The organism is Candidatus Diapherotrites archaeon (assembly GCA_040755695.1).
GTDB lineage: Archaea > Iainarchaeota > Iainarchaeia > Iainarchaeales > 1-14-0-10-31-34 > JBFMAK01.
Window position 1 is genome coordinate 351,086 of record JBFMAK010000001.1, and the last position, 23,551, is coordinate 374,636.

At 38.2% G+C, this 23,551-nt stretch carries 32 protein-coding genes; 19 read left to right on the forward strand and 13 right to left on the reverse strand.

Annotated features, from left to right (window positions below; genetic code table 11):
- Positions 1–68 precede the first annotated feature (68 nt).
- Positions 69–875 (forward strand): hypothetical protein, encoded by an 807-nt coding sequence (locus AB1467_02015; GenBank protein MEW6295053.1) that lies wholly within the window; start codon positions 69–71, stop codon positions 873–875.
- 2 nt (positions 876–877) lie between these two features.
- Here the strand turns inward: AB1467_02015 and AB1467_02020 are convergent, their stop codons facing one another.
- Complete coding sequence (locus tag AB1467_02020; protein MEW6295054.1) at positions 878–1,489, reverse strand: hypothetical protein; 612 nt, start codon at positions 1,487–1,489, stop codon at positions 878–880.
- Positions 1,473–2,063: a hypothetical protein gene (locus tag AB1467_02025; protein MEW6295055.1), complete on the reverse strand. Its 591-nt coding sequence runs from the start codon at positions 2,061–2,063 to the stop codon at positions 1,473–1,475. The genes AB1467_02020 and AB1467_02025 overlap by 17 nt, the downstream gene beginning before the upstream one ends.
- A 143-nt stretch (positions 2,064–2,206) precedes the next feature.
- On the opposite strand from AB1467_02025, the gene AB1467_02030 reads away from it, so the two are divergent.
- A complete protein-coding gene (locus AB1467_02030; GenBank protein ID MEW6295056.1) occupies positions 2,207–2,665 on the forward strand; it encodes a hypothetical protein in 459 nt (152 codons plus the stop codon).
- A complete protein-coding gene (locus AB1467_02035; protein MEW6295057.1) occupies positions 2,653–3,846 on the forward strand; it encodes an aminotransferase class I/II-fold pyridoxal phosphate-dependent enzyme in 1,194 nt (397 codons plus the stop codon). The genes AB1467_02030 and AB1467_02035 overlap by 13 nt, the downstream gene beginning before the upstream one ends.
- A gap of 323 nt (positions 3,847–4,169) precedes the next feature.
- Here AB1467_02035 and AB1467_02040 read toward each other — a convergent pair whose 3' ends face one another.
- The gene (locus AB1467_02040) at positions 4,170–4,709 is read right to left on the reverse strand and encodes an NYN domain-containing protein (GenBank protein ID MEW6295058.1); all 540 of its coding nucleotides are present in this window, start codon (positions 4,707–4,709) and stop codon (positions 4,170–4,172) included.
- 101 nt (positions 4,710–4,810) lie between these two features.
- Positions 4,811–5,899 (reverse strand): tryptophan--tRNA ligase, encoded by a 1,089-nt coding sequence (trpS, locus tag AB1467_02045; protein ID MEW6295059.1) that lies wholly within the window; start codon positions 5,897–5,899, stop codon positions 4,811–4,813.
- A gap of 87 nt (positions 5,900–5,986) precedes the next feature.
- Between trpS and endA the strand changes: the two genes are divergently transcribed.
- The 5 genes from endA to AB1467_02070 are packed head-to-tail and all read left to right on the forward strand — an operon-like array spanning position 5,987 to position 8,328.
- Positions 5,987–6,496 carry a tRNA-intron lyase gene (gene endA / locus AB1467_02050; GenBank protein MEW6295060.1) on the forward strand — a complete coding sequence of 170 codons (510 nt, stop codon included), beginning with the start codon at positions 5,987–5,989 and terminating at the stop codon, positions 6,494–6,496.
- Positions 6,497–6,528: 32 nt separating this feature from the next.
- Positions 6,529–6,768: a hypothetical protein gene (locus AB1467_02055; protein ID MEW6295061.1), complete on the forward strand. Its 240-nt coding sequence runs from the start codon at positions 6,529–6,531 to the stop codon at positions 6,766–6,768.
- A gap of 8 nt (positions 6,769–6,776) precedes the next feature.
- Entirely contained in the window at positions 6,777–7,334 is a 558-nt protein-coding gene (locus tag AB1467_02060; protein ID MEW6295062.1) for a hypothetical protein, read from the forward strand.
- 26 nt (positions 7,335–7,360) lie between these two features.
- Complete coding sequence (locus tag AB1467_02065; GenBank protein MEW6295063.1) at positions 7,361–7,993, forward strand: hypothetical protein; 633 nt, start codon at positions 7,361–7,363, stop codon at positions 7,991–7,993.
- A 2-nt stretch (positions 7,994–7,995) separates the two neighbouring features.
- Entirely contained in the window at positions 7,996–8,328 is a 333-nt protein-coding gene (locus tag AB1467_02070; GenBank protein ID MEW6295064.1) for a hypothetical protein, read from the forward strand.
- On the opposite strand, the gene AB1467_02075 is transcribed toward AB1467_02070, so the two are convergent.
- The 3 genes from AB1467_02075 to AB1467_02085 are packed head-to-tail and all read right to left on the reverse strand — an operon-like array spanning position 8,325 to position 10,260.
- A complete protein-coding gene (locus tag AB1467_02075; GenBank protein MEW6295065.1) occupies positions 8,325–8,717 on the reverse strand; it encodes an iron-sulfur cluster assembly scaffold protein in 393 nt (130 codons plus the stop codon). The two genes, AB1467_02070 and AB1467_02075, sit on opposite strands and share 4 nt — an antisense overlap.
- A 22-nt stretch (positions 8,718–8,739) precedes the next feature.
- The gene (locus AB1467_02080; protein MEW6295066.1) at positions 8,740–9,930 is read right to left on the reverse strand and encodes an IscS subfamily cysteine desulfurase; all 1,191 of its coding nucleotides are present in this window, start codon (positions 9,928–9,930) and stop codon (positions 8,740–8,742) included.
- On the reverse strand, positions 9,931–10,260 hold the full coding sequence (locus AB1467_02085; protein ID MEW6295067.1) for a PadR family transcriptional regulator: 330 nt from the start codon (positions 10,258–10,260) through the stop codon (positions 9,931–9,933).
- Positions 10,261–10,325: 65 nt separating this feature from the next.
- Between AB1467_02085 and AB1467_02090 the strand changes: the two genes are divergently transcribed.
- The gene (locus AB1467_02090) at positions 10,326–10,586 is read left to right on the forward strand and encodes a hypothetical protein (protein ID MEW6295068.1); all 261 of its coding nucleotides are present in this window, start codon (positions 10,326–10,328) and stop codon (positions 10,584–10,586) included.
- A 12-nt stretch (positions 10,587–10,598) separates the two neighbouring features.
- Here the strand turns inward: AB1467_02090 and AB1467_02095 are convergent, their stop codons facing one another.
- Positions 10,599–11,258, reverse strand: a complete 660-nt coding sequence (locus AB1467_02095; protein ID MEW6295069.1) for a PD-(D/E)XK nuclease family protein — start codon at positions 11,256–11,258, stop codon at positions 10,599–10,601.
- An 84-nt stretch (positions 11,259–11,342) separates the two neighbouring features.
- Positions 11,343–11,663 carry a hypothetical protein gene (locus AB1467_02100; GenBank protein MEW6295070.1) on the reverse strand — a complete coding sequence of 107 codons (321 nt, stop codon included), beginning with the start codon at positions 11,661–11,663 and terminating at the stop codon, positions 11,343–11,345.
- Between the two features lie 460 nt (positions 11,664–12,123).
- Between AB1467_02100 and AB1467_02105 the strand changes: the two genes are divergently transcribed.
- From AB1467_02105 to AB1467_02140, 8 genes are all read left to right on the forward strand, one after another.
- Entirely contained in the window at positions 12,124–12,645 is a 522-nt protein-coding gene (locus AB1467_02105) for a hypothetical protein (protein ID MEW6295071.1), read from the forward strand.
- Positions 12,646–12,693: 48 nt separating this feature from the next.
- Positions 12,694–14,964 (forward strand): DEAD/DEAH box helicase, encoded by a 2,271-nt coding sequence (locus AB1467_02110; protein MEW6295072.1) that lies wholly within the window; start codon positions 12,694–12,696, stop codon positions 14,962–14,964.
- Positions 14,965–14,995: 31 nt separating this feature from the next.
- Positions 14,996–15,463, forward strand: coding sequence for a hypothetical protein (locus AB1467_02115; GenBank protein MEW6295073.1), 468 nt, complete (start codon positions 14,996–14,998; stop codon positions 15,461–15,463).
- A 148-nt stretch (positions 15,464–15,611) separates the two neighbouring features.
- On the forward strand, positions 15,612–15,758 hold the full coding sequence (locus AB1467_02120) for a hypothetical protein (protein MEW6295074.1): 147 nt from the start codon (positions 15,612–15,614) through the stop codon (positions 15,756–15,758).
- 129 nt (positions 15,759–15,887) lie between these two features.
- On the forward strand, positions 15,888–16,253 hold the full coding sequence (locus tag AB1467_02125; protein ID MEW6295075.1) for a DUF296 domain-containing protein: 366 nt from the start codon (positions 15,888–15,890) through the stop codon (positions 16,251–16,253).
- 37 nt (positions 16,254–16,290) lie between these two features.
- Positions 16,291–16,653 carry a hypothetical protein gene (locus AB1467_02130; GenBank protein ID MEW6295076.1) on the forward strand — a complete coding sequence of 121 codons (363 nt, stop codon included), beginning with the start codon at positions 16,291–16,293 and terminating at the stop codon, positions 16,651–16,653.
- A 294-nt stretch (positions 16,654–16,947) separates the two neighbouring features.
- Positions 16,948–17,598: a hypothetical protein gene (locus tag AB1467_02135; GenBank protein ID MEW6295077.1), complete on the forward strand. Its 651-nt coding sequence runs from the start codon at positions 16,948–16,950 to the stop codon at positions 17,596–17,598.
- A 12-nt stretch (positions 17,599–17,610) separates the two neighbouring features.
- Entirely contained in the window at positions 17,611–18,039 is a 429-nt protein-coding gene (locus AB1467_02140) for a hypothetical protein (protein ID MEW6295078.1), read from the forward strand.
- Here the strand turns inward: AB1467_02140 and AB1467_02145 are convergent, their stop codons facing one another.
- The 3 genes from AB1467_02145 to AB1467_02155 form a co-directional block, all read right to left on the reverse strand.
- Complete coding sequence (locus tag AB1467_02145) at positions 18,040–18,534, reverse strand: nitroreductase family protein (GenBank protein ID MEW6295079.1); 495 nt, start codon at positions 18,532–18,534, stop codon at positions 18,040–18,042.
- A 79-nt stretch (positions 18,535–18,613) separates the two neighbouring features.
- The gene (gene ftsZ, locus AB1467_02150; GenBank protein ID MEW6295080.1) at positions 18,614–19,699 is read right to left on the reverse strand and encodes a cell division protein FtsZ; all 1,086 of its coding nucleotides are present in this window, start codon (positions 19,697–19,699) and stop codon (positions 18,614–18,616) included.
- Between the two features lie 316 nt (positions 19,700–20,015).
- The gene (locus AB1467_02155; protein ID MEW6295081.1) at positions 20,016–21,416 is read right to left on the reverse strand and encodes a hypothetical protein; all 1,401 of its coding nucleotides are present in this window, start codon (positions 21,414–21,416) and stop codon (positions 20,016–20,018) included.
- Between the two features lie 123 nt (positions 21,417–21,539).
- Here AB1467_02155 and AB1467_02160 point away from each other — a divergent pair, with 123 nt between their 5' ends.
- Together AB1467_02160 and AB1467_02165 are read left to right on the forward strand one after the other, a co-directional pair.
- Positions 21,540–22,001, forward strand: a complete 462-nt coding sequence (locus tag AB1467_02160; protein MEW6295082.1) for a 30S ribosomal protein S8e — start codon at positions 21,540–21,542, stop codon at positions 21,999–22,001.
- Positions 22,002–22,195: 194 nt separating this feature from the next.
- Positions 22,196–23,104 carry a transcription initiation factor IIB gene (locus AB1467_02165; GenBank protein MEW6295083.1) on the forward strand — a complete coding sequence of 303 codons (909 nt, stop codon included), beginning with the start codon at positions 22,196–22,198 and terminating at the stop codon, positions 23,102–23,104.
- A 54-nt stretch (positions 23,105–23,158) separates the two neighbouring features.
- On the opposite strand, the gene AB1467_02170 is transcribed toward AB1467_02165, so the two are convergent.
- Entirely contained in the window at positions 23,159–23,551 is a 393-nt protein-coding gene (locus AB1467_02170; GenBank protein ID MEW6295084.1) for an NUDIX domain-containing protein, read from the reverse strand.

A 23,551-nucleotide genomic window follows, 5' to 3' on the forward strand; every position in this document is an offset into this window, starting at 1 on the left:
TTCAATGCAGTTCCTTCCCGTGTTAATTTATTAAATACTTTTTCTCCTAGAATTTTAATAGTGGGAGAATGGCTGAAGTAAGGCTTGAGAAGGACAAGGCTGCAATTCTATTGGGCAGGACAGAATTTGACAGGCTTGGCTTAAGCGAAAAAAAAGACTACGAAATAATAAAAGCAAAAGAAGACCTCTTTCTCCTGATAGGAAAGCCTTTGCCAATGCCAAGGGATTCCAGCCTGATAGACAAGCGCTTGTTCTCTCTCCTTGACAACAGGAAGATTCTCCCAAAAAGAGTGGAAGGGAAATTCGAGAAACTCTTAAGCAAGGAAGAGCTCCAGCGCTTCCAGGAACTCCTCAAATTAGGTGTAATAGAGAAATTCAGGTTAAGCGAAAAATACAAGAAACCCATTTACAGAATAAAAGAAAAAAAGAAAGAGCAGATGCAGGCTCAAGCCCAAGCTCAGGCGCAGGCAATCCAATCACAGCAACAAGCCCAACAGCAAGCCCAAACGCAAAAGCCTGTTCAGGCAACAATACCCTCAACTGAACCCAGAATAGAAAAAGAAGGCTTTGCAGTAATAAAAAGCGATTTTGATGCAAAGAAGTTCTGCTATGATTATGAAGCAGAAATTAAAGCAAACCAGATTAAAGGCCTTAAAGGCTTTGACGGAAACCATTACTTCATTAAAGTTCCATTGCTTGAAAGACTAAAGCAGAAAATCCTTTCTGCGTTCAAGCAGAAAAAGAATCTTTCGCTCAAGGAATTAAGCGATAAAGCCTCTTTAGACCAAAAACTCGCGAAATGCTGCTGTGAATTCTTGAAAGAGGAAGGCGAACTCCTCGAAAAAAGGAAAGAGCAGTACGAGGCAATCGAGTGAATTCAGCCCTTGATTTTTTCCAATAACTCTAATTTCTTTTTTTTGAATTCCCTCACATTCAAATTCAAGTAATTCAATTCCCTGAATCCATTCACAATCTCAATCAATCTCTTTTTGTATTCAACCAAAGAATATTTTTCCAGCAATTCACTGTATTTCTTGAAATCAATTTGGCCGGACAGCATTAAGTCCATTAAGTCAATCCTGTCCTTCAAGCCTTTCTCGCTGTGCATTCTCTCAATTTCAGCTCCCTGCTTTAAAATCAGCAATATTTCAGGCCTTACAACCTTAAAGCCCTGAATTTTTGCAGTGAACTTCTTTAATTCCTCCACAGGCAAGGCAAGCTTTGAATAAAAAGGAAGATAAACATCAACATCAATTTCTTCAACGAAAAATTCATATTTTCTCAGCCTGTCATTCTTTTTCAATTCATACAATCCTTTGATTTTTTGCAGTTCTTCAATCTCCACAACCAAATCAATGTCCTTGGATTTATGGGCATTAACCCACAAGAAGACAGCCCAACCCCCGATAAGCAGGAAATCAAATTTATCCTTCAATTCCTGCAGCACAAGCCAGCTCTTCTCCGTAAGCAAGCTATTCCAGTAATCCATCAATCTTCGCCTCCAATTCCTTCAGGAAGTCTTTTGCATACCATTCAGGCAGATTCCACAAATCCACAAAGGTCTGGGCAATAATTGAAGTATTGCCGTAAGAATCCATTAATTCATCCTTCTGCAAAACAAACAGGTTTGGGTTCCCTTTCCTTTCAGGAAAACGCCTTTTAATTTCACTTAATTCATCGGCATAAACATAAACCTCAGAATAATCTGCAGGAACGCCCTTGAACCTGAACTTGAATGCAGAGAAAGCCCCGAACGCAATCCCTGAAGGCATTGCCCTTTCAATCTCCCTCACAGGCTTTTCAACTCTAGTTTCATACACAATATCTTTCCGTAAATCCCTTACTGAAGCCCAGTAATAAAGAATTTTCTTTGCGTTCACAACAGAAAAATTCCTTGGGTTGACCTTTATTGCATTCATCTTCCTTAAAGGCCTCAAGGCAAAGTTCACATTGGAAATAGAAACGCCCAGCCTTCCGGCTAAATCCTTCTGCGTGAAAGAATAATTCTTTTTCTCGAGCACCTGAAACAAGAGCTCCCTGAAAACAAACTCTGCTTTAAGCATAATACAATAATTGAAAGTAATAATATTTAAATATTTCGATTAAAATCGAAACTAATATAAATAAACAGATTAACCTATAGAAACAGCCTTTTTGTTACCTAAACCCCTTAATTAATTTTTCACGCAATATTGTATTGGTCTGCATGAAGATTCTTCTTCCATTGATTTCAAGGCAGGAGTTCAACGAGGAATTCTTGGACAAGGCATTAGAGGGCGCAAGGGAGGTAATTCTTCTTCTTGTAATTGACGTGAACGCAATGGCGGGCCAGTTCGGTTTTGCCACCTCAGAGATAATGCAGGGCACAAAAATCATGCAGAAAGTAAAGGAGATCATAGGCCAGAAAAGAAAGAAATGCTCTGAGATAACTGAATGGGGCGACACAGCAACAAAAATAAATAACATTGCAACACTCAATGACGTTGATAAAATAGTTTTAATGAAGCAGAAGGGCGTGTGGTGGAACGAATTAGAGAAAAGGCTAAAAAAGGAATGCAAGAAAAAACTTGAAGTAATAGAAATAAAGCCCCCAGAAGAAAAAGAAGAAGCAAAAGAAAAAAAAGAAGTAATTGAACCAGTAAAAAAACCTTTATGGAAAAGATAAAAATGGAAAAAATCAGTTCAGCAAAGCGCACAAAAAAAATAAGATACGCCATAAGAGACCTTGTAGTCCTGGCAAGAAAATTCCCTGACGTAATCTACCTGAATATCGGCGACCCGAACATTTATGATTTCAGGACTCCAGAGCACTTGATTCAGGCTGTATCCAATGCAATGCATGAAAACAAGAACGGTTACGCGCCATCTGAAGGAATACCTGAAGCAAGAGAGGCAGTAGCAAAAGAAGCAAGAGAAAACGGAATTCAAATTGAAGCAAAAGACGTTCTAATAACAACAGGCGCTTCAGAGGGCATTGAAATGGCTTTGACAGCGCTCCTTGATAAAGGCCAGGAATTCCTTGTTCCATCTCCAGGCTATCCTTTGTATGATGCTGTCCTGAATAAAATCCAGGCAAAGCCAGTGAACTATTTCTTGAACGAAGAAAACAAATGGCAGCCTGACGTCGAAGACATTAAAAGCAAGATTACAGGAAAAACAAGAGGCCTTCTTTTATTGAATCCAAATAACCCTACAGGCTCTGTGTGCGAGAAAGAGACAGTGAAAGCGTTAACTGATTTGGCGCAAGAGAAAAATTTAGTTCTATTCTCAGATGAAATCTACAATAAGATTGTCTACGAGAAAAAGCATTATTTCACTGCAGGCCTTTCAAACGAGGCTCCTGTCCTAACCTTCAACGGCTTGAGCAAAGCCTATCTTGTTCCAGGGTGGAGGATTGGCTGGATTGAATTCTTTGACCCGAAAAATATAATTCCAGAATACATTGAAGGCATTCACAAGATTGCCCGCGCTAGACTGAGTGCAAACCATCCATTGCAGTACGCAATAAAGCCTGCCTTGGAAGGCAGCCAGGAACACCTGAAAGAAATGAATTCTAAATTGAAGGAACGAGCAGAATTCACTTTCAGGAGGCTGAATGAAATTGAAGGCATTTCCTGCGTTAAGCCTGAGGGCGCATTCTATGCTTTTCCAAGCATTAAAGTAAAGAATGACGAGCAATTTGTGAAGAAGTTCCTGCGCAAAGAAAAAGTTCTTTTAATTCACGGCTCTGGTTTCGGCCAGAAGCCAGGAACAGCCCACTTCAGGATTGTGTACCTTCCCTCAATTCCAATCCTAGAAGACGCATTCAACAGGCTCGAAAGATTCATGGGAAAATTGGGAAGATAAAATTATTAGATTTCAATAGAACTGTATACAATAATAAGCAAGGCATAATGTATTATACCCAAAGTAAAATATGTAATCATTAGCCAAAAATATTTTTTTATTGACTCCTGTTTTCTTTTTGCCCCCAAATAACACTTTACCGACAAATAAAGCAGTATTATTAAAGTAAAAAGAAAAACCAAAAGCAAAAACTTGTCTTTGATTGAGGCATCAAATAACATAATTCCATTAAAAAATAAACTAATAATACTTAGAATTCCAAAAATAATTGAAAATGTTTTAACACTATCAAAAGAAACCATACAATTAAATTTAGCTTGGGTTTATTGTTTTTTCCATAATAATTTTGCAATTTTTTCTTCGTCAACGACGATTGTTTTATTGCATATTTGGTTTAAGTGAAAGGATTTAGTTTTAGGGAAGCACACGTTTATTACTTCCTTCCCAAAGTCTTGGGCAGCCTTTATTGCTGGAGCAAAATCTGCATCGCCAGAAACAATTATTGCAGTATCATAAATATTTGAGTAGGCGTGCGTTACAATATCAACAGCCATTCTTACGTCAACGCCTTTTTCTACCGGAGGGCCTTTAGGCCTTTTCTCCAATCTTCCGAGTTTAACTTCAAAACGAGGAATTTTCTGCAGGGCAGAAAAAAACTTTTGCTGTTTTTTGTATTCTTCCGGTTTTTCTTTCTGGTTAACTGGAACATTATAATAATATGTTTTAATCAATTTATTTTTTTCAACAAGAAAATCAACAAAAGCAGAAAAATCAATATTTGCTTTGCCAAAATTGTTCAATAAGTCATGATAAAGATTGCTTCCATCAATAAAAACAACAACTCTCTTCTTCTTCAAAAACATGAATAAAACCGGATAAGAAACCTGCCGTTGCCGAAGCAAAGGCAGGGAGATAATACAAAAAGAATAATATGAGAAGAAGTATAAAAATATATTGCCTAAAATCAGCCTTTCACGAATTCTATTTTTTCTTTTTTTGCTTTCTGAAATTTTTGGTTGAATTCCCACATGAACTTCTTTATTAGTTCTGCTGCACGCTCCTTGTCTTCGCCGCACAAGAGCTTCCCGCTCTTGCAGTCATCATAAACCTTCTGGAGCTCTTTGTCGTCCTCAATTAGATGCTGTTTGTACATCTCAAAAATAACGCATTTCTCAGGAATTCCTCCAAGCTTTTTCTGCTCTTCAATTGAAGCCCTGCCTCCGGTTAAGGCATTCTTTATTTTTTTTGCAGCCTGCTCTGGGGGTTCAGGAATGGAAATAAAGGAATTGGGATTGCTCTTGCTCATCTTCATGCTTCCGTCCAAAGCAGGAACAAATTTATGGTATGTTGCAGAAGGGAGAAAGAAATTGAATTCGCTTTTTGTCCTTCTTGCAATGTCCCTGCTCAAGCGAATGTGCGGGCTCTGGTCAACCCCCACAGGAACAACTCCAGGCATTCTTTCTTTTGCTTGAGGAAATAAAATGTCTCCTGCCTGCGTTAAAGCAGAAAGAATTCTTGAAGGGTGAATGCCCCCGTAAATTGCCCTGAATTCGTTCAAAGTAACTTTCTGCGAGAAAATAAAGCTCAATTCAGTAACCTTCATGTTCTCTGACTGGAAATAGAAGAAGGCCTTTTTTGGGTTTAAGCCTAAAGCAATGTATGCAGGAATATAGAATTCCAAAGCCCTTTTCCTTGATTCCTGCAGTGAAATCCCTCTTGTAGCCTGCACTTCCAGATCAGCAATTAAGGTAAAAGTCCTTGCTCCCTGTGACTGGAAGTATGAGACCATTTCTATCACGCTTTTTGTTCCAAAATGAATTCTCTCGCTTGAAGGCATTACTCCTGTAAGCTCATAGAAAGGCTTTTTTTCTTTTATTGCAGAAGCTATTTGATCCAAGCCTTGGCCTGCAAATATTATATGCCTTCTCATGAGCCTGTTGGGGTTGGGGAACTTCTTGAGCATAGCCTCGTCAAATGGTTCAAGACCGAACTCTTTTATGAGCCTCTCGTAGTCTTCTATTAGAATTGAACCCCAAGGGTCTATGGCAGTCATTGAAGTCACCTTAATTGCATTAATATTAAATACTCGAATAATGTTTTTTTAATTAATTGCATTGAATTGTTTTTATTGGTGAATGAAATGAATCTGCTTACAGGAGAAAAAATCCTCGTAAAAGAAAAAAAACTGAAGGACCAATTAATACAGAAAGGCTTTGGAGAGAAAAAAGAGTTCGAGTTTGTTCTTGATTTAATTGAAGCCTTTTATTTGCTTGAAAAAGAGAAGATAGAATTAGAGGACTCCAAAGGCGAAAAGATTGGAGAAAAGGAAATCCTCAAGATAGCAGAAAAAAAAGACAAGGAATTCTACAGGAAGTTCTTAGTGTACAGGGACTTGAGGGAGAGGGGCTTTGTGGTAAAAACAGGATTCAAGTTCGGTTTCGACTTAAGGGTTTACCCTAGAGGAAAAAAGCCCGGGGAAGAGCACACTCAATGGGTGGTTGCAGTGAAAAGCCAGAACGACAAAATGAACATGATTGAATTGAGCAGGAAGGTAAGGCTGAGCGGGAACATCAAGACAACCTTGCTGTTTGCAGTAGTTGACTCAGAGAACGACATCAATTATTACGAGATAAAAAGGCTTGTTCCCTGAAATTAATTTTAATTAACTGGAATGATTTTTTTATGCGCAGAGGAAAGAGACCTAAAAGGATTGTTCAAAGCGACTTTTTCGGGAGAGATGTAACCCGTAAAATACCTTCAAGGAAGAGAAGGCTTATTCCTCCTTTAGAGCTTGAAGCAGTAAAGCTTGCCCGCAAAGGCGTTATTCCTCTTACTGCAAGAAAAGGCAAATTAAAGATTCCGAGAATTGTGGGAGAGCACCTAACAGAACTGCACAAATTGGGCTTAAACACAAAAAATTAACTGATTTTTTGGCCCACAAGAAAGCCCTCAAAAAAGATTCTTACTGGAATACAAGGGAAACCCTGAAAGAGATAGCCAGAATAAAAGGCATCATGAGACCTGCAATTAAACTGAATTCAAATCAAAGAGAACAGGTAAGGGAAAGGATCAGCAGAATTATTGGATTAATTAACAGGGAAGTTGAGAATGAGGCAATAAAAGACAAATTCAAAAAAGAAAAAAAAGACAGATTGAAAGACGAAAGAGAATTTGAATTGCAGGAAAAGCACCTGGAAGCCACAGCAAGAGAAAAACCAGACATTAAAAAATTGCTCGCAGGAAAAGAAAAATTCATTAAAGCAGAAAACATATTGAAAATTCTATCTGATTTAGAGCAAAAGACTGTTTCAGGGAATTACCCTGAAGAAAATTTCACTGCAGAAGAAAAGGCTGCACTGGAACTGCTTAGAAGGGAAAGAAATCAGATTGAAAGGCAGGGAATGCCTCAGGTTGACGAAAAACATTTTATCAGGGGCCAGAGGATAAGGTTTCATGACATTTTGAAAATGCTAAAGGAAAAACATTAAATATTAGTTCGTTCATTTAATAAGACATGAAAGCAAAAAACTGGGTTTTAACAGGAATTATTGCCCAGGCCTTGGTTCTGGCCGGATGCACCCAGGTGAATAATGCTCTTAATAATGCTGCGCCTGGAGAAGGCGGCTTTGTTGACCCGTGCCAGTATGTTTCCTGTGAATCCAAGTGCGATGGCTTCACCTACAAAGGCGGGGGAAACTGCGTTTTAGGGGAATGCATTTATTCAGTCGAAGAAAAGAATTCCGCTGTATGTGGCTATATTGCAAAACCTGAAGTGAAGATTGAAACCAACCTCAAGTACTGCTCTTATGACATAACACAAAAGGAATTCACGCTGTATTTAACAATGAAAAATACTGGAGACACAATAGTAAAAAAAGGCAGCATAGTGCAACTGATTTCAAACAAATTAACTGCACCGCAGATGGCAGTATTGGACGCAAATTATGCTCCAGGAAAAATGCTCTGGGAGACAACCAAATGGACTGTAGGAAACACAGGAGGCATAGGGGGCTGGGTATACTATATTCCTGGCGCAGAAAAAGAAATAATTGATTTTACTCTAGTATTCTGCGAGAACATTCAATGCACCCAAGAAAATTGGCTGGAATTATTCAACGGAGACACCAATTCATGCATTGGTGAATAAAAATGGTTTACAACCTGCTGGACACCCTTGTAATGCTTACAAATGTCTTTTTCATTTTGGGAGGCCTTGCAGCAGGAACACTCATGCTAATTGCGTACAAAAGATTCAAAAAAAACGAATTCTCCAATATAGTGAAATTCTTTGCCCTTGCTGTGATGCTTACAGTAATGTACAAGATAGCAGAAGTGCTGGACGAATACTACATGTACCATTACTACATCACATTCTTTTTGATGCACTTATTCCTTTTCCTTGCAATGCTTGCAAGCGTCTGGACTGCATTCCTGTTGCTCAAGTATTCCAGGCTGCCTCCCTCAAGCCTGCCAGAAGACTAATTCATTTTTTTCTTGCTCTTATAATAATCTTCAATTGCCTTCCTCAAGCCTTCAGCTGAAAGCACAGAGCAATGCATTTTAATTGGAGGCAGTCCTCCTAATTCCTTTGCAATATCCATATTAGAAATTTTTAATGCTTCATTCAATGTCTTTCCTTTCACCATTTCAGTTATCACAGAAGAAGTAGCCAAAGCTGCAATGCATCCGAACGTCTTCACCTTAATGTCCTTCAAAATTTCTTTTCCTTTCTTGTTCTTTCCCACTTTAATGTAAACCTCGAGTACGTCACCACACTGCGGGTTCCCGACCTTTCCAATTCCGTCAGCATTCTTTATTTCACCCATATTTCTGGGGTGCCTGAAATATTTCATTACCTTTTTTGAGTACAATTCCATTTAAATTCAACTCCATTCAGTGTTTGTGCCCGAATTCTTCTTTATTGTACTTAACTCCTTTTCTTAATGGGCTGATTTCCCTTAATTTCTTTACATTCTTCTCCAAGCTCTTCACAGTAAAATTCAATTCCTTTCTGGTGTTCTCCCTGCCTAAAGTCATCCTGCAGCTCCCGTGAATTATCTCGTGAGGCAATCCAATTGCTTTCAGCACGTGAGAAGGCTCTAAGCTCTGGGAAGAGCAAGCGCTTCCAGTAGAAACAGCAATGCCATCAAAATTCAGGTAATTCAATAATGCCTCGCCTTCAATGAAAGCAAAAGAAAAATTAGCATTACTGCACAGCCTTTTATTGCCTTTAGGTCCATTCAATTTAGAGTCAGGAATCCTCCCTTCAATTTCCTTGATTAAATAATCCCTTAGCCCGGCCATCTGCTTTACATACTTTTCTTTTGCTAATTCCACAGCCTTTGCAAATCCCACTATTGCAGGAACATTCTCTGTTCCAGCCCTCTTATCGAATTCATGGTGGCCTCCGAAAACCAGTTTATTGAATGGAGTTCCTTCACTTAAATACATTGCCCCAACCCCTTTGGGTCCGTGAATCTTGTGCGCACTGAAAGAAAGCGCATCAACATTAATCTTCCTTACATTAATTGGAGCCTTGGTGAAGGATTGCACTGCATCAGAATGGAATAAAACATTTTTTTCTTCACAGATTCTTCCAATCTCTTTTATGTCCTGAATTGTTCCAATCTCGTTGTTTGCGTGCATTACAGAAACAAGAATTGTGTCCTCTGAAATCTTCTGCTCTAAATCACTCAAATCAATGAATCCTTCCCTGTTTACACCCAAATAAGAAACCTTGAATCCTTCTCTTTCTAACTCCCTGCATGTCTCCAGTACAGCCGGGTGTTCAATGCTTGAAGTAATTATATGGTTTCCTTTCCTTTTGTGCGCAAAAGCAATTCCCCTTAAAGCCATGTTGTCTGCTTCACTGCCCCCTGAAGTGAAAATTACTTCTTCAGGCAAAGCCTTGATTTTCTTCGCAATCTTTTCTCTTGCTTCCTCTAATGCTTCCTTTGCTTCTAACCCAAAAGAATGAATGCTTGAAGCATTGCCAAACTTTTTGGTGAAGTAGGGCAGCATTGCCTTTACAACCAAAGGGTCAACTGGAGTAGTAGCTCCATGGTCTAAGTAAATTCTCTTCATTTATTTTGCCTCACATTTAATGCAGCCGTATTTTTTGAAGATATCATCAAACAGTTCCACGAAATCATTGCATGACCCCTTCAGAGCATCCCTTCCTTTTGCTGTAATGCCGTAAACGATCTTCTCCCTCTTTCCAGCCTTCCTGGCCTTAATGTATTTCCTGTCCTTGAACTTCTTGAGCACAGGAAACAAGGCTCCAGAGGTAATCTTTTTGCCTCTCTTTTCGCCCAGCACTTTGAGCAGTGAGTAAGCGTGAATGGGCTTTAATGAAATCTGCCATAACACCTGCAGATCCAATACACTTAAATTAGACATATCTGACTTAGACATATCAATAGACTTGGGCAGAAATGTTTTTAAAGCTTTCAATTCCTCTCATTGTTTAAATGGCACCATTGAATAAGGGAAAGAGTTCTGGAAGGAGAAGAAAGGTTGAAAGTTTGAGGGCCATTATCAGGCGCACTGCAGAGAACAAAATAAATGACCTAAGGCTTAAGCCTTCCAAGACCGCCTTATTTATAACTAATTCCACTATGCCCAGATCCATGAAAATTACACTCTTAAAAAAGCTGCTTTTTGAAAGAAGTGGCCTTTCAAGAGGGCAAAGAAAGTACATCCACAATACAATCATTTCCCTTAAGAAGCGCGAGCCATAAAAAGTATTGGAATTAAATCTTGTTTTCCGCGCATTCTTTTTCGTACTGGCAGTAATTGCACTGCCATTGCATTTTTTCTTTTGTTTTTGCTTCTGGTTCAGGGAGGACATCTTCTAACAGGAACTGGTGGAGTGCCTTTATCCTGTTTATTGCTTCCTGGGCTTTTTTTTGCTCGTATTTTACTTCGAACGGCCTGCACTGAAGGGTGTTCTTTTCAATGTACAGTATAATGCCGTCTTCTATTTTCTTGTTGTGCAGGTATAACTGTAATTGCATTAAGTGGCTTTCTGTTGGCTCGTTTGTCCACTTCAGACCTGCAGTAGACTTTACTTCCACTATGTACTTCTTTCCGTTCAATTTCACTAGGACTACATCGTCTATTCTGCCTGAGACTGTAATGTCTCCTTCCTTGAACTGGAATGGCGCTTCTGTTTCAATTAATTCAACATGAGGGTTTTTTTCGCTCTTGATTGCTTCAACGATAAAGCCATGGATTATGTTTCCCATCTCAAACACTTTCATGAGCTCTTTGTCCACTTCTTTTGGGTTCTTGTAGGAGTACCATACCTTCCTGAGGCATGACCCGCACTCTGACGGGTAGTATCTTCCGACCTTCTTCTCCCTAGTCTCCCTCGAAAGATAATTGCTTATGAGCTCATTAAAGTCAATCATTCCATTCACAGCCCCTCATAACAATTATTGCATCCTCACCCCTAAAAGCATTTTCGGTAGTAGGGTGCCTGTGAAAAGAATTGGTTAACTTGTTAATGATTCTTCAATTATTTTCTTTTCTTCCTCAGTAATTTCATACAATTTGTAAGCTAATTCATCAATCTCTTTGTCAGTTCGCTTGATTTCTTCCTCTATTTTTGTTCTTTCATTGGTTTTTTTATCCCCCAATTCGTTAAGGCGTTTGTTTAAAGAAAGCATTTTATCTACTAAGCTAATAATTCTTTGTTGGTACTCAAAACCAATCTTAACTGGCAAATCATTCAAATGATATATTCTTAGATTTTTTCCGTACTCAATTTTATCATCAACAAAATCAAAGCTTTCCCCCAGCAGTACGCCTAACACTAACCATACACAAAATAAAACAAAAAAACCCTTAAAAAGGGTTAAGAAAAACTGCTTTCAAGTAAAGCTTATTAACAGGAAAAGAGTTCTATTAATTGAAATGAAGAGAGAAATAGTAATTGCATTGGCTTGTATTGTGGTAATATTATTAGCGGGTTTGTTGTATTATTCGTTTTTTAATAAATCAAATGAAAAAAAGTGCGAAGGACAGATTTATACTAGATTTGGGTGTTATCCTAAATGTGATAATGGTAAATGGAAAGTAGATTGTTATAAGTGTACACAATATCCTGATGTTAATTGTATATTAACTGATAGTTATTACGCCTGATTTCGCCCCCACCGCAACCTTTTTAAATCCTTCAATTTTAGTGCGGGGAGGCTTTATATTTTGTTTGCTGGAGGAATATTATAGAGCTAATTATGCATTGCAGGTATTAATTTCTTGAGGGGTGGTTTTATGGGAAAAGAGCATAAAAAGGACAGGAAAGCAGAGAAAACAGAGGAAAAGAAGGTGGAAGAAGAGGCAGAAGCAATGGCAGAAACAGCGCCTGAAGCACTGCCTGAGGTGCCAGAAGAAGAGGAAGAAGAATTAGGAATAGAACTGCCTTTCCCTAAAGCAACAATAGTGAACATGCTAAGGCAGCACTTAGACAAAGGAAAGCAGATTAAAGGCCAAGTCAAAGTGGAAATGAACTTATGGCTAGGAAAAATGGTTGAAAGAATAGCAAAAAAAATGAACGACCATCCTTATACTTATGTTGACGGCTCAATGTTCTGGGACGCAATAGAATTGTATGAGAACGTAGCAGAAATAGAGAAAGAAAAAGAAAGAATAATAAAAGAACTGGAGTCAATAAAAGCAGCATGCGATGTACTAATAAGCGAAGTAGACAGAAAGTTCGTCATAAGGAAGACCTTCATGCACGAGCTAAGCAACGAAATAAAAGAAGCCCAAAAAACACAGGAAAAGAAAGAATGAATTTCCCAATCCTATTTCTTTTAATTTTTATTCAAGCCCTAAATACTTATGGCAGAATTTGTGTTTCACCCTCTAATAAAAGAGAATTCAATAGAGCAAAGACTATATCAGGAAGTACTGGTGGCAAGAGTACTGGAAAAAGGCAATTCACTTGTGGTAGCCCCTACTGCACTCGGGAAAACCATTGTGGCAGTAATGATTGCAGCGCATTTACTGCAAAAAAAGCCTGAAGCAAAAGTCCTATTAGTAGCGCCAACAAAGCCTCTGGCAGTACAACACAAAAATTCTTTCACAAAATTCATGAAATTAGAAGAAGAAAAAATTGTTCTATTAACGGGCTCAACGCCCTCAAGCAAGAGAGAAGAATTATGGCGGAATGCCTCAATAATTTCAGCTACACCCCAGGCAATAGAAAACGACTTAATGCAGGGAAAGCTTTCACTCAAAGAAGTCAACCTTATTGTATTCGATGAAGCCCACAGGGCAGTAAGGAATTATTCCTATGTATTCTTAGCCCAAAACTACATGAAGCAGGCATTACAGCCCTTAATTCTGGCTTTGACAGCCTCTCCTGGAGGAGAAGAAGAAAGAATACAAGAGGTATGCAAGAACTTGTTCATCCAGAACATTGAAATAAAATCTGAAGGAGATTCAGACGTAAAGCCTTACACCCACGAAATAGAAAGCGAATGGATCAAGGTAGACCTTCCAGCAGAATTCTTGGAGATAAAAAAGCTTTTGAGGGGATTCATGAGAGAGCAAATATTATTCTTGAAGAAGTTAGGCTACGCCAAAGGCATTTACCCTAACATGATGAAGAGGAAGGATTTAATAGAATTGCAGGTGAAGATAAGAAGGGATTTAATTCAGAGAGCAAAAACAAACCCTGCAATCTACATGGCTGCCTCAAGGTGCGCTGCACTCCTCAAGATTGCCCACGCAGAACTTTTATTAGAAACACAAGGGATTCCTTCACTGCAGGAATACTTTGCTAAAATGCTTTCTGCCTCGCAGAAGAGCGGAGCAACAAAAGCAGGAAAATATATTCTAGGAAAAGAAGAAATACAGAAGGCAATTGCGTTAACAAGAAGATTGGCTGAAGCAAAAGTAATTCACCCGAAGGTAGAGAAACTTCAGGAGGTACTCCTTAAACAATTTACAGGGAACTCGGAAAGCAGGGTGATTGTGTTCAACCATTACAGGGACTCAGCAAAGTTTCTGGAAAAGCAGCTGAATTCAATTGCATGGATTAAGGCAAAAAGATTTGTGGGACAGGCAATGAAGGAAAGAGACAAGGGAATGAGCCAGAAAGAGCAGATTCAGGCAATTGCAGACTTAAAGGAAGGGAAATACAATACGCTAATTGCAACTTCGGTTGCAGAAGAAGGCTTGGATATTCCTGCAGTTGATTTGGTTGTATTCTTTGAGCCTGTGCCTTCAGAGATAAGGGCAATCCAAAGGAGAGGCAGAACAGGAAGGCTTGCAAAAGGAAAGGCAGTAATATTGATGGCTAAAAAAACAAGGGATGAAAGCTTTTACTGGAGCGCTGTGAGCAAGGAAAAGAAAATGAAAAAAACATTGCATTCAATGAAGGCTTTTGCGCCAGAGAAAAGGAAAATGGAAGCCCAGACAACTCTCACGAAATTCGCTGAAGAAGCAAAGAACAAAATAGTAATTTTCGTGGACACAAGAGAGCAGGCCTCGAATGCAGTGAGAGAATTAAGCAAGAAAGAGAATGTATTCATTAAAGTAAAGCAATTAGAGCTGGGGGACTATGTTTTAAGTGATCAAGTAATAGTGGAAAGAAAGACTGTGGAAGACTTCCTGCAGTCAATGATTGACGGAAGGCTCTTCAATCAGCTGGTTGACATGGCTTCAAATTACGAGAAGCCTTTAATGCTCATAGAAGGAAAACAGGAAGAATTGTATTCTCTGCGGGATATTCACGGGAACGCAATAAAAGGCGCTTTAAGCTCAATTGCTTTGGATTATCATGTCCCAATCATTTTCACTAAAGACCTGGAGGAGAGCGTTTCATTCATTTACTTGATTGCAAAAAGAGAGCAATTAGGAAAAGACAGGGACATAAGGCTAAGGATTGGAAGGAAGGGCTTGACTCAAAGTGAGCTTCAGCAGTTTATTGTGGAGAGCCTTCCATTGATTGGCCCAACAATGGCCAAGAGCCTGCTCAAGCATTTCGGCTCAATAAGGAAATTATTCCTTGCGTCAGAAGAAAAGCTGCAGAAAGTAGAGAACATCGGGGAAAAGAAGGCTTCAGAGATAAGGAAAATAGTGGACGCAGAATGGAAAGAGGACTGATTTTTATATAACCTGCAACAATTATTATTTCATGGCCTGGACCACAGTCGAAACACCTAACGCTAAATATGTGCTGATTTTCAGCTACCATTCAATGATTTCAGAAATACCTATTATTGAGTATGATGCGTTGGTTTTGGAAAGTGGTGGTCTTGCTTCAGTTAAAAAAATAGTAAAAAGCCGTCAATATAAAAAATTAATTAATCAAGCGACTCAAAATCAAAAGCAAATCTGGTTAACTGATGCAGAGCCCGCTTTTTTATCATTATTGGAATTAGTGGGGCAGCGCATAATTAAGTTGCCTGTTACTTCATTAGAGTTACCTTTCATTTTATCTAAAATTCACAAAAAAGAAATAAAACATTCTAAATACTGGGGTATTACAACAAAAATACAACTGTTCCCTGGGGTAAAAGGAGTTGCAACTATCAGGAATGCAATAAGTGCAGAAAAATGCGAGTCTTTTTTTAGCACCATTACTTCAAAAAGAATTGAATAGAAAACCAACTATTGCAATGGTATGGGGCAACCTTCATTTTGGAATAATTGATTTTCTAAAACGCCCGGATAAAAGACACAAGATTTTAGTTAAAAGCAAACTTGAAAGATGGGTTAAATCAGGGTATTTAGTATCCAGGAGGTTTTGGTTGAACAAAAAAGGAAAAATAGAAAGAATTGAAGAATTCCCAAAGACCATAAATATTGAAAAACTCAAATTAGAATACCAAGTAAGCCCCCTAAAGAAAAGAAAATTATTGGGCAGAATAAAATTATTCAGAAGAAAGCCGAAATAATAAAATTCGCTTAAACATAATTTTGTTTTTAAATTGTTTTTATGCAAGCGTTATGTTTTTAATAAGAAAGCCAATTATTCTAATTATATTTATTCAATTTGAGAAAAAACTTTTTGAGGGCGTGGTGGAATGGCATTACTTAAAATCGAATTCTCTGACGGAGAAGAAATAATTGAAGGCATATTTCAGGCAGCAAAAGAGCACGACATAGATTATGGAACATTCGATGCAGCAGAAGGAGAACTGAAAGACATAGAATTGATTTCAGACGACTATTCAGAGAACGCAAAATTTGAGGAACCAATAAAAATCAGGAGCATTTCAGGCAGGGTAGTCAAACAGAAAGACGGATGGGAATGCAACCTTCACGTTTCATTGAACAGGCTTTCAACAAACAGGCAGTGGATTTCAGGCGAACTAAAGAAAGCCTACGCCAGCAAGGAATTCAAGATAGATGTGGGCGTAAGAGACCTGAAAAAAATTATTGATAAATAAATTATTTTCAAAACCTTTGTAGGAGGGGTGAAGTAATATGGCAGGACTCACAGTCAAAACAAATCTTTTCCCTTACAGGATGCACTTAAAGGAAAAAGAGCCACTTGAACTGACAATAGAGATAAGGAACGATGACGTCAAGCCGAAACTGGTGTCATTCGAGCTTGAATTGCCAGAGACAGTAGCAATAGACAAGTCAGGCATGACAAGAATAGTACAGAAGAATTTGGACAGGATGAGCCCAGGGGAAACAAAAAAATTTCTTTACAGTATCTATCCATCAAAAAAAGTTGACACAGGCCACTGGGGCGGAAAACTGACAGTATCAGAACACTACCAAGACTACAATTACATTCTCAACAACTACAGCAAAGACATCCTGGTAAGAATCATCGAATGACTAAGCCTTTTCTTTTTCCCGAAAAAGAAAAGTCTCCAGTCCATCCAAAAGAAAAAGGGCTGGCAGTATATCCAAAAGAAAAGAAAAAAGTCAATTAATCAAAAAAGCGTTATTTTGATTTGAATAATATTGATTCTGATAATTTAAACTGAAGATTAATTGATTTTTTGCCTTCTATTTTTTAATTTTTTCTTTTGTTGCTTTGTTATGTCTGGATACATTTTAGGCGAGAGAAAAACATTTGAAATTTTTATAAGAACCCAGAAAATTTTGCGAGAAGGTTCTTTTCCAATAATGAGAATATTTGAAAACGAAGAAATAAAATTTTGGCTGAAAACAGCAAGAAAATATGCGGGCAAAAAAGACAAAATAATAGAAATAGGCTGTGGCGGCGGAAGAATACTTAAAGAACTAATGAAAGCAGGGTTTAATGCATCAGGATTTGATAATAACATTTTGTTTGTGAATCATTGCAAAAAGCACAGCTTAAATGTATTTTACTTAGATGCAACAAAAAAAGCCCCAAAAAAACATAAATTCAAATACAAGATTGCCGGAATTGCCCTTAATACACTATTCAATTTTCAGGAAAAAACAAGAAAGAAATGGGCTCTGCATGCATGCAATTTGCTGGAAAAAGACGGTCTGCTAATTATTAATGCTTATTCTGACAACAATTTTTCCAGAAAAAATATTGGTGAAAGAATAAAATTTTATGAAGCAGTTTTAGCCCCACCAAAAAATTATTATGTTGAATTCTTTGATAATGGCAGAGAAAGAGGGATAAGGCTTTGCAACCCGAATGGAAAAGAAAAATTTTTCTCTCGCTGGATTACCCGAAATGAATTAGTAAAAGAAATAAAAACATGGAAATGCTTCAAGATTAAATTAATCAAGCTAATGAAATGTAGGATAGGACGGAATGTTTTGCTTGCAAAAAAATGAAAGGGTGGAAAAATGGTAAAATATAATGGTGCTTTTTTTGGGTTGTATGAAAATCTGTTCCTTGTAATAAAAAAAGAATGCGGTGAAAAGAAAGCACTGAAATTATTCACTAAAATAATGGTTAAGGGACTGAAAAAAGCTTATGATAAAATGGGATTCAAAAAAGGAAAACCAGAAGATTTTGTGAAAGTTGTTGGCGCAAGAGATAAAGGGGTTGGCTTAAAGGTAAGGTTCCCAAAAATAACACAAAAAGAAATAGTTTACCAATTTTATACAGATCCTTTCCCCAACTTAAAAGGTAAGGTAAGCCCTGAAAAACTTGATGCAGCCTACATGCAGTTTAAAGTAAATTATTTGCTTGGAAACAATTGGCAGTACAAGACAAGAAAGCACATCTGGAAAGGAGACAATTGCACAGAGCATTTAATAACAAAAAAATAATTACCATTTCTCTTTGTGGATTCTCTTTTTGCTGAAGTCAGAGTTAATGTGAGGCAGAGGCTTTGCTTCAGGGAAGCCGACTGGAATGATGTTAACCAGAGTGAAATTTGAGGGAATGCCGAGCAATTCTCTTATGCTGGCCTTTCTTTCCTCGCGCACGTTCTTCCACACTGTGCCCAAGCCTAAAGCTGTCGCCTGAAGGAAGATGTTCTGCGAGGCAAGCGAAAGGTCCTGGAAAGCCTGGTTTGTCTTTGTTGTGTCTGTTACAGCAACAATAAGTACAGGAGCATTCTTAATGAATTCCTGCCCTAAAATATCAAACAACTTGTTTTTGGTTTCCTGGCTCCTTATTACAATGAATTCTGCTGCCCTGTTATTCCTTGAGGTATGGGCAAACTGTGCTGCCTTAATTAATTCCTCAATTAGTTTTTCAGGAACTTCATCAGGCTTGAATTCCCTCACGCTACGCCTGTTAATGATTTCTTTGAGGACCATATAGTATTATTTAAAAAAGAAACAAAATAAAAAAGAATTAGAAAAATAAAAGAAAAAAAATGAGAAAAAGTTTTCTCATTCAAACGTAGCCTAAGCCTAGTTCGTGCTTGTCTCTTGGCGATCTTGCGTAAGAGGTCATTTCCTCTGGCTCAAAGCCTTTAATGTAAGGGCTGTGAACTCCAGTGAAAATTGCTATTACTTCTAATTTATTGCTGTAGGTTGGGTCAACCCTTGCGCCCCATATTACTGTTGCCTTAGGGTCAATGTTTTCTGTGAGCAATTCCCCTACACCATTTGCTTCGCCTAAAGTTAATTCCATTCCGCCCGAAATGTGAATCAATGCGCCTGAAGCACCTGAAATGTCAACGTCAAGCAAGGCATTCTTTAATGTGTCTTCAACTGCTTCTTCAACCTTGTTCACTGAAGAGCTTTCACCGACAGCAATAACGCTTAAACCATGATTTGTCATTATTGCCCTGACATCAGCGAAATCCAAGTTAATCAATGAAGGCTGAGTTATTGTTTCTGTTATTCCCCTCACTGCCCTTGCCGTTACCTCGTCTGCGACCTTGAATGCGTCCTGCACTGGAAGGTTTGGAACCAATTCTACAAGCCTGTTGTTGTCTATTACAATAACTGTGTCTGAAACTTTAGCCAGGGACTTAAGGCCGTCCTCTGCTTTCACTAATCTTGCTTTCTCTAAAGCGAATGGATAGGTTACCATTGCGATTACTATTGCGCCCTGCTCTTTTGCTATTTCAGCAATAATTGGCGCTGCGCCTGTTCCTGTGCCTCCACCCATTCCAGCTGAAACAAAAAGCATGTCTACACCGCTTAATGCTTCCTCTAAAGCCTGCCTTGATACTTCAGCAGCCTTTGCGCCTACCTCAGGATATCCTCCTGCTCCAAGGCCTCTTGTAACGCTCTTTCCAATCAAGATTTTTGTTATTTCATCGTTGATTATTGCCAGATGCTGTTTGTCTGTGTTGACTGCAATCAATTGAGCTCCTGAAACGCCCATGTTAGCCAGCCTGTTCACTGTATTGCAGCCTGCTCCTCCTGCTCCTATTACCATAATTTTTGGTGCACCGAATTCTTCGAGCCTCTCCTTTGTTTCAGTTGAAGTTTTCTTCGAAGAAATAGCGCTTTCCATGATAGATTTCATTTGATTTCACCCCGATTTTTTTTTTAAATTGAATTTTTTTTTATCAAAATAAAAAATTGATTTAATAATAAGAAAACACAAACTGCTTAAAAACATATATCAAAAAAAAGCATGAAAAAAATGGAAAAAAGCAGAAAATGCGAGGTTATACATAAGAAATTTTTATGTTTAAGAGAAATTTATGTAGAATATTATATAGAAAAAAAATTTTTGCCAAAAGAAAAAGAGGTTATGTAGAAGAAATAAAATTTTTTGTTTCAAAGAAAAATGAAGTTATGTAGCATATTATGTAGTTTTTTTTGTTGTGTAATTCGCTTTAATTTGAGTATTTTATTATTCGGCTTCCACCATTATCGAAAACATTTTCCACATTCGTGCAATTTTTTGCTTCAAGGATTCCGTTCAAGAAATCGCCTGAACTTAAAGCATTGTTCGGCACATAGAAGTAATTTATATTGAATTTCTTTGTTTCTCTCTCTATTTTATTGCAGTCGCTTGAGCTTATCAATGCCTTCATTGCATTATTCCTTTCCTCTAATTCTGGAGCGAATTCAAAATAGCCGTCAATTACAGCTCTTCTTTGGGTGTAATATGTAATCGGGTGTCCTCTGTCCCAGATGCTCATAATGTTCGCGTCTTTTGCAGTGAATTGCTTTGCCCAGTTAAGAGAGGCAATCTCTTTTTGGTTAAGCAAGCCTCCCCCGGGCTGAGCCCAGTAAAACAAGGTCAGGACAGAGAGAATTAACAGCAGAACATAAAGAATTTTCTTGTATTCTTTTACTTTTCCTTCAATCCAGCGAAAGCCTAAAGCAGAAATTATTGCTACGGGGAATGCAACAAAAAGGCCAAGCCTCACTCCAACCATAACGTAAAGGAAAGAGAAGGCAAACCATAAAAGCAAAAACAAGTGCTTTCTGATGTTCACCAATCCAATCATCAAAAAAATCCATGCAATATTGAAGAAATAAAAGAATTCAAGCATTAAAGGCTTCTGCATCTCGCTTGACTCCATTGAAACCTTTGAAACATACAGGCTTATTGGATAAGGAGAATTCATTAGCCATAGCAAAAATATGAGAACCATCAATTCAATTATTAAAAAAACTTTGATGAAAGAGAATTGTATTCTTTTGAATTTTGAGACAAAAGCCCACACAATCAAAAACAGAATCAAATATATTGAGGAGAGAGGGTGCAGTAGAATTTGCGCTGAAGCAATGAATGCTGCAGGCAGGAATCTCTTGCTGTAAATCAAGTAAATTATTGCAGGCACCAAAAGCAATGCCAAGCCATCAGGCCTTGTGTCTCCACTTGACCTGAACATGTGGAAGATCATTGTAGCAAGAAAAAAAGCAGAAAACAAAGCAATTTTTTCGTCCTTGAAAATCTTTCTTGCAAAAACAAATGCAAGCAGCACTCCAATCAATCCAAAGATTACTGGAAGAATTCTCACGCTGTAAAAAGGCCTTAGCCCAGAGAGAATAGAGAAAGATGCATTCATTGCATGATAGAATGGAGCATAATGATAGAATCTTCCCTGCAATGAGAGCTCATCATACTTTGGAACGCCTTTCTCCTGGATGAACTGCTCTGTCATCCTCATGTGAAAATAAGTGTCAGGCTCCCCGAAAGCATTTATTGGAAAAGAAGCAGTCCTCAGAATTAATGCCAGAATTAAAACCAGAAACAATGCAATCCAAATTCTCTCTTTCCTCATTTCTTTTTACCTTTGAGATTAGCTTTTTAATGATTTCCTATTGCATAATTATTTTCTATTGATGCTAAAAAGATTGTTTTATCTATAATCTTATAAAACTGATTCAAAGAAAGCAAAAGGAGAATGAAGAAAATGGTTCAATGGCACATGAAATCAGAGAGAAAGCCTTCAGGAGGCAAGAGAAGAACAATGAGGAGATGCGACAAAAAGCTTGCCTGGAGGGGAGGCCCATTCACTGAAACAGGCATAGCAGACTCAGAGGAAGAACAGGACATAACAACCCTCAAAACAAAAGGTGGAAGCAGTAAAACAAAGACGCACAAGGCCTTTTACGCTAATGTCTTTGTCCCTGAACAGAAGAAAAGCATTAAGTGCAAGGTCCTGAACACCACTGAAAACAAGGCAAACAAGCAGTTCGCAAGAAGGAATCTTCTCACAAAAGGCAGCCTGATTGAGATTGAATTAGAGGGCAAGACCCAGAAGGCAAGGGTTAGCTCAAGGCCAGGCCAGACAGGAACATTGAATGCAGTGCTTTTAGGTCAAGAAACAGGGAAAACCCAGGAAACGCAGGAAAAGCCTGCATAAGAAGGAAGATTAACCCAAAAGATTTATATATGTCTTAAGCAGCTATTATTATAGAGGCACTACATTTTAGAGCTTATTTTATAAAACTTTCTAAGAACCAAAAATTCGTCAAATGTAGGAATTTTATGTTTCGCTGTAATTGTTTTTTTGGTTTGGTTTTGAATTGAATAAACGCAAGAGTAGGTGATAATTTAATGGCAAAACTCGTATGTCCTGAATGTAAGAGCACTAAGGTTGTAAGAGACTCAGAGAAAGGAGAACTTATATGCCAGAAGTGCGGTCTAATAATAGAAGAGGATTCAATTGACTTAGGAAAGGAATGGAGGTCTTTTGACTCAGACCAATTCGAGGAAAGGGCAAGAACAGGAAGCCCAATGAAGTACGTCAAATTAAACAAAGGCCTTGTAACAATGATTGACAGGAGGGGAACAGACCTGAGAGGAAACAAGCTGAGCACTAAAAGCAGAGCGCAGATGTACAGGCTCATTAAATGGCATAAAAGGGCTTCAATAAGCAGCTCAATGCAGAGAAATCTTTCAATTGCTTTAACTGAACTGAGAAGGGTTGCATCTTACTTGAACATCCCTGAATCACTTGTAGAAGCTGCTGCTTTGCTGTACAGGAAGACAGTAAAGAAAGGCTTGATTAGAGGAAGATTAATTGAGGCAGTTGTTGCTGCTGTACTGTACACAGTATGCAGAACCTATCATGTTCCTAGAACTTTGAATGAAATGGCTGAAGCCTCTGGCCTGACAAAAAAGGAGATAGGGAGGACTTACAGGTTTTTGGTGAGGGAATTAAAATTGGATGTGCCTTTGACTAATCCAATCCATTACATTCCAAGGTTTGCCTCTGAACTCAATCTTTCAGGTGAAGTCCAAGAGGAAGGCAGGAAGATTCTTGAAGAAGCAATAAGCAATGGTTTAATAAGCGGCAGAGGACCAACAGGAGTTGCTGCTGCAGCAGTGTACATTGCAGGCCTGCTTAAAGGAGAAAGGAGAACACAAAAGGAAGTTGCAAATGTTGCAGGCGTAACAGAGGTCACAATCCGGAACAGGTACAGGGAACTAAAGAAAAGACTAAACATCGAAGTAGTAGCTTAAAGGCGCTGCTTCCCTCTTTTTCTTTTTTTTTATTTTAATTTTGTTGGATTTGCCTCATAAAAGGCCGACTGACTTCAAGTCTTTTTTGACTCCTTTCACGCAGTCGAATCTGTTTATTTCTTTTGGTTTAATCCATTCGTATTTTACGTGTTCCCTGTCAATTTTTGCCTTATTGGAATTGACTGAGACAAGGAATGGGGCTACAACCCATCTGCCCCATTTGTCTGTCACCTCAAAAATTTTTCCTGCTTTCACGATCTTTCCTTTCATTCCTGTTTCTTCTTTCACTTCCCTTAGAACAGCTTTTTCTGCTGTTTCTTTTTCTTTTATGGAGCCAGAAACAGGCTGCCATTTGTTTGGAGAAAAACGCCTGTCTTTGTTTCTCTTTAAAAGTAAAATTTTGTCTTTAAATTTTACTATACCAATTGCAGCAATATAGGTGGCCAA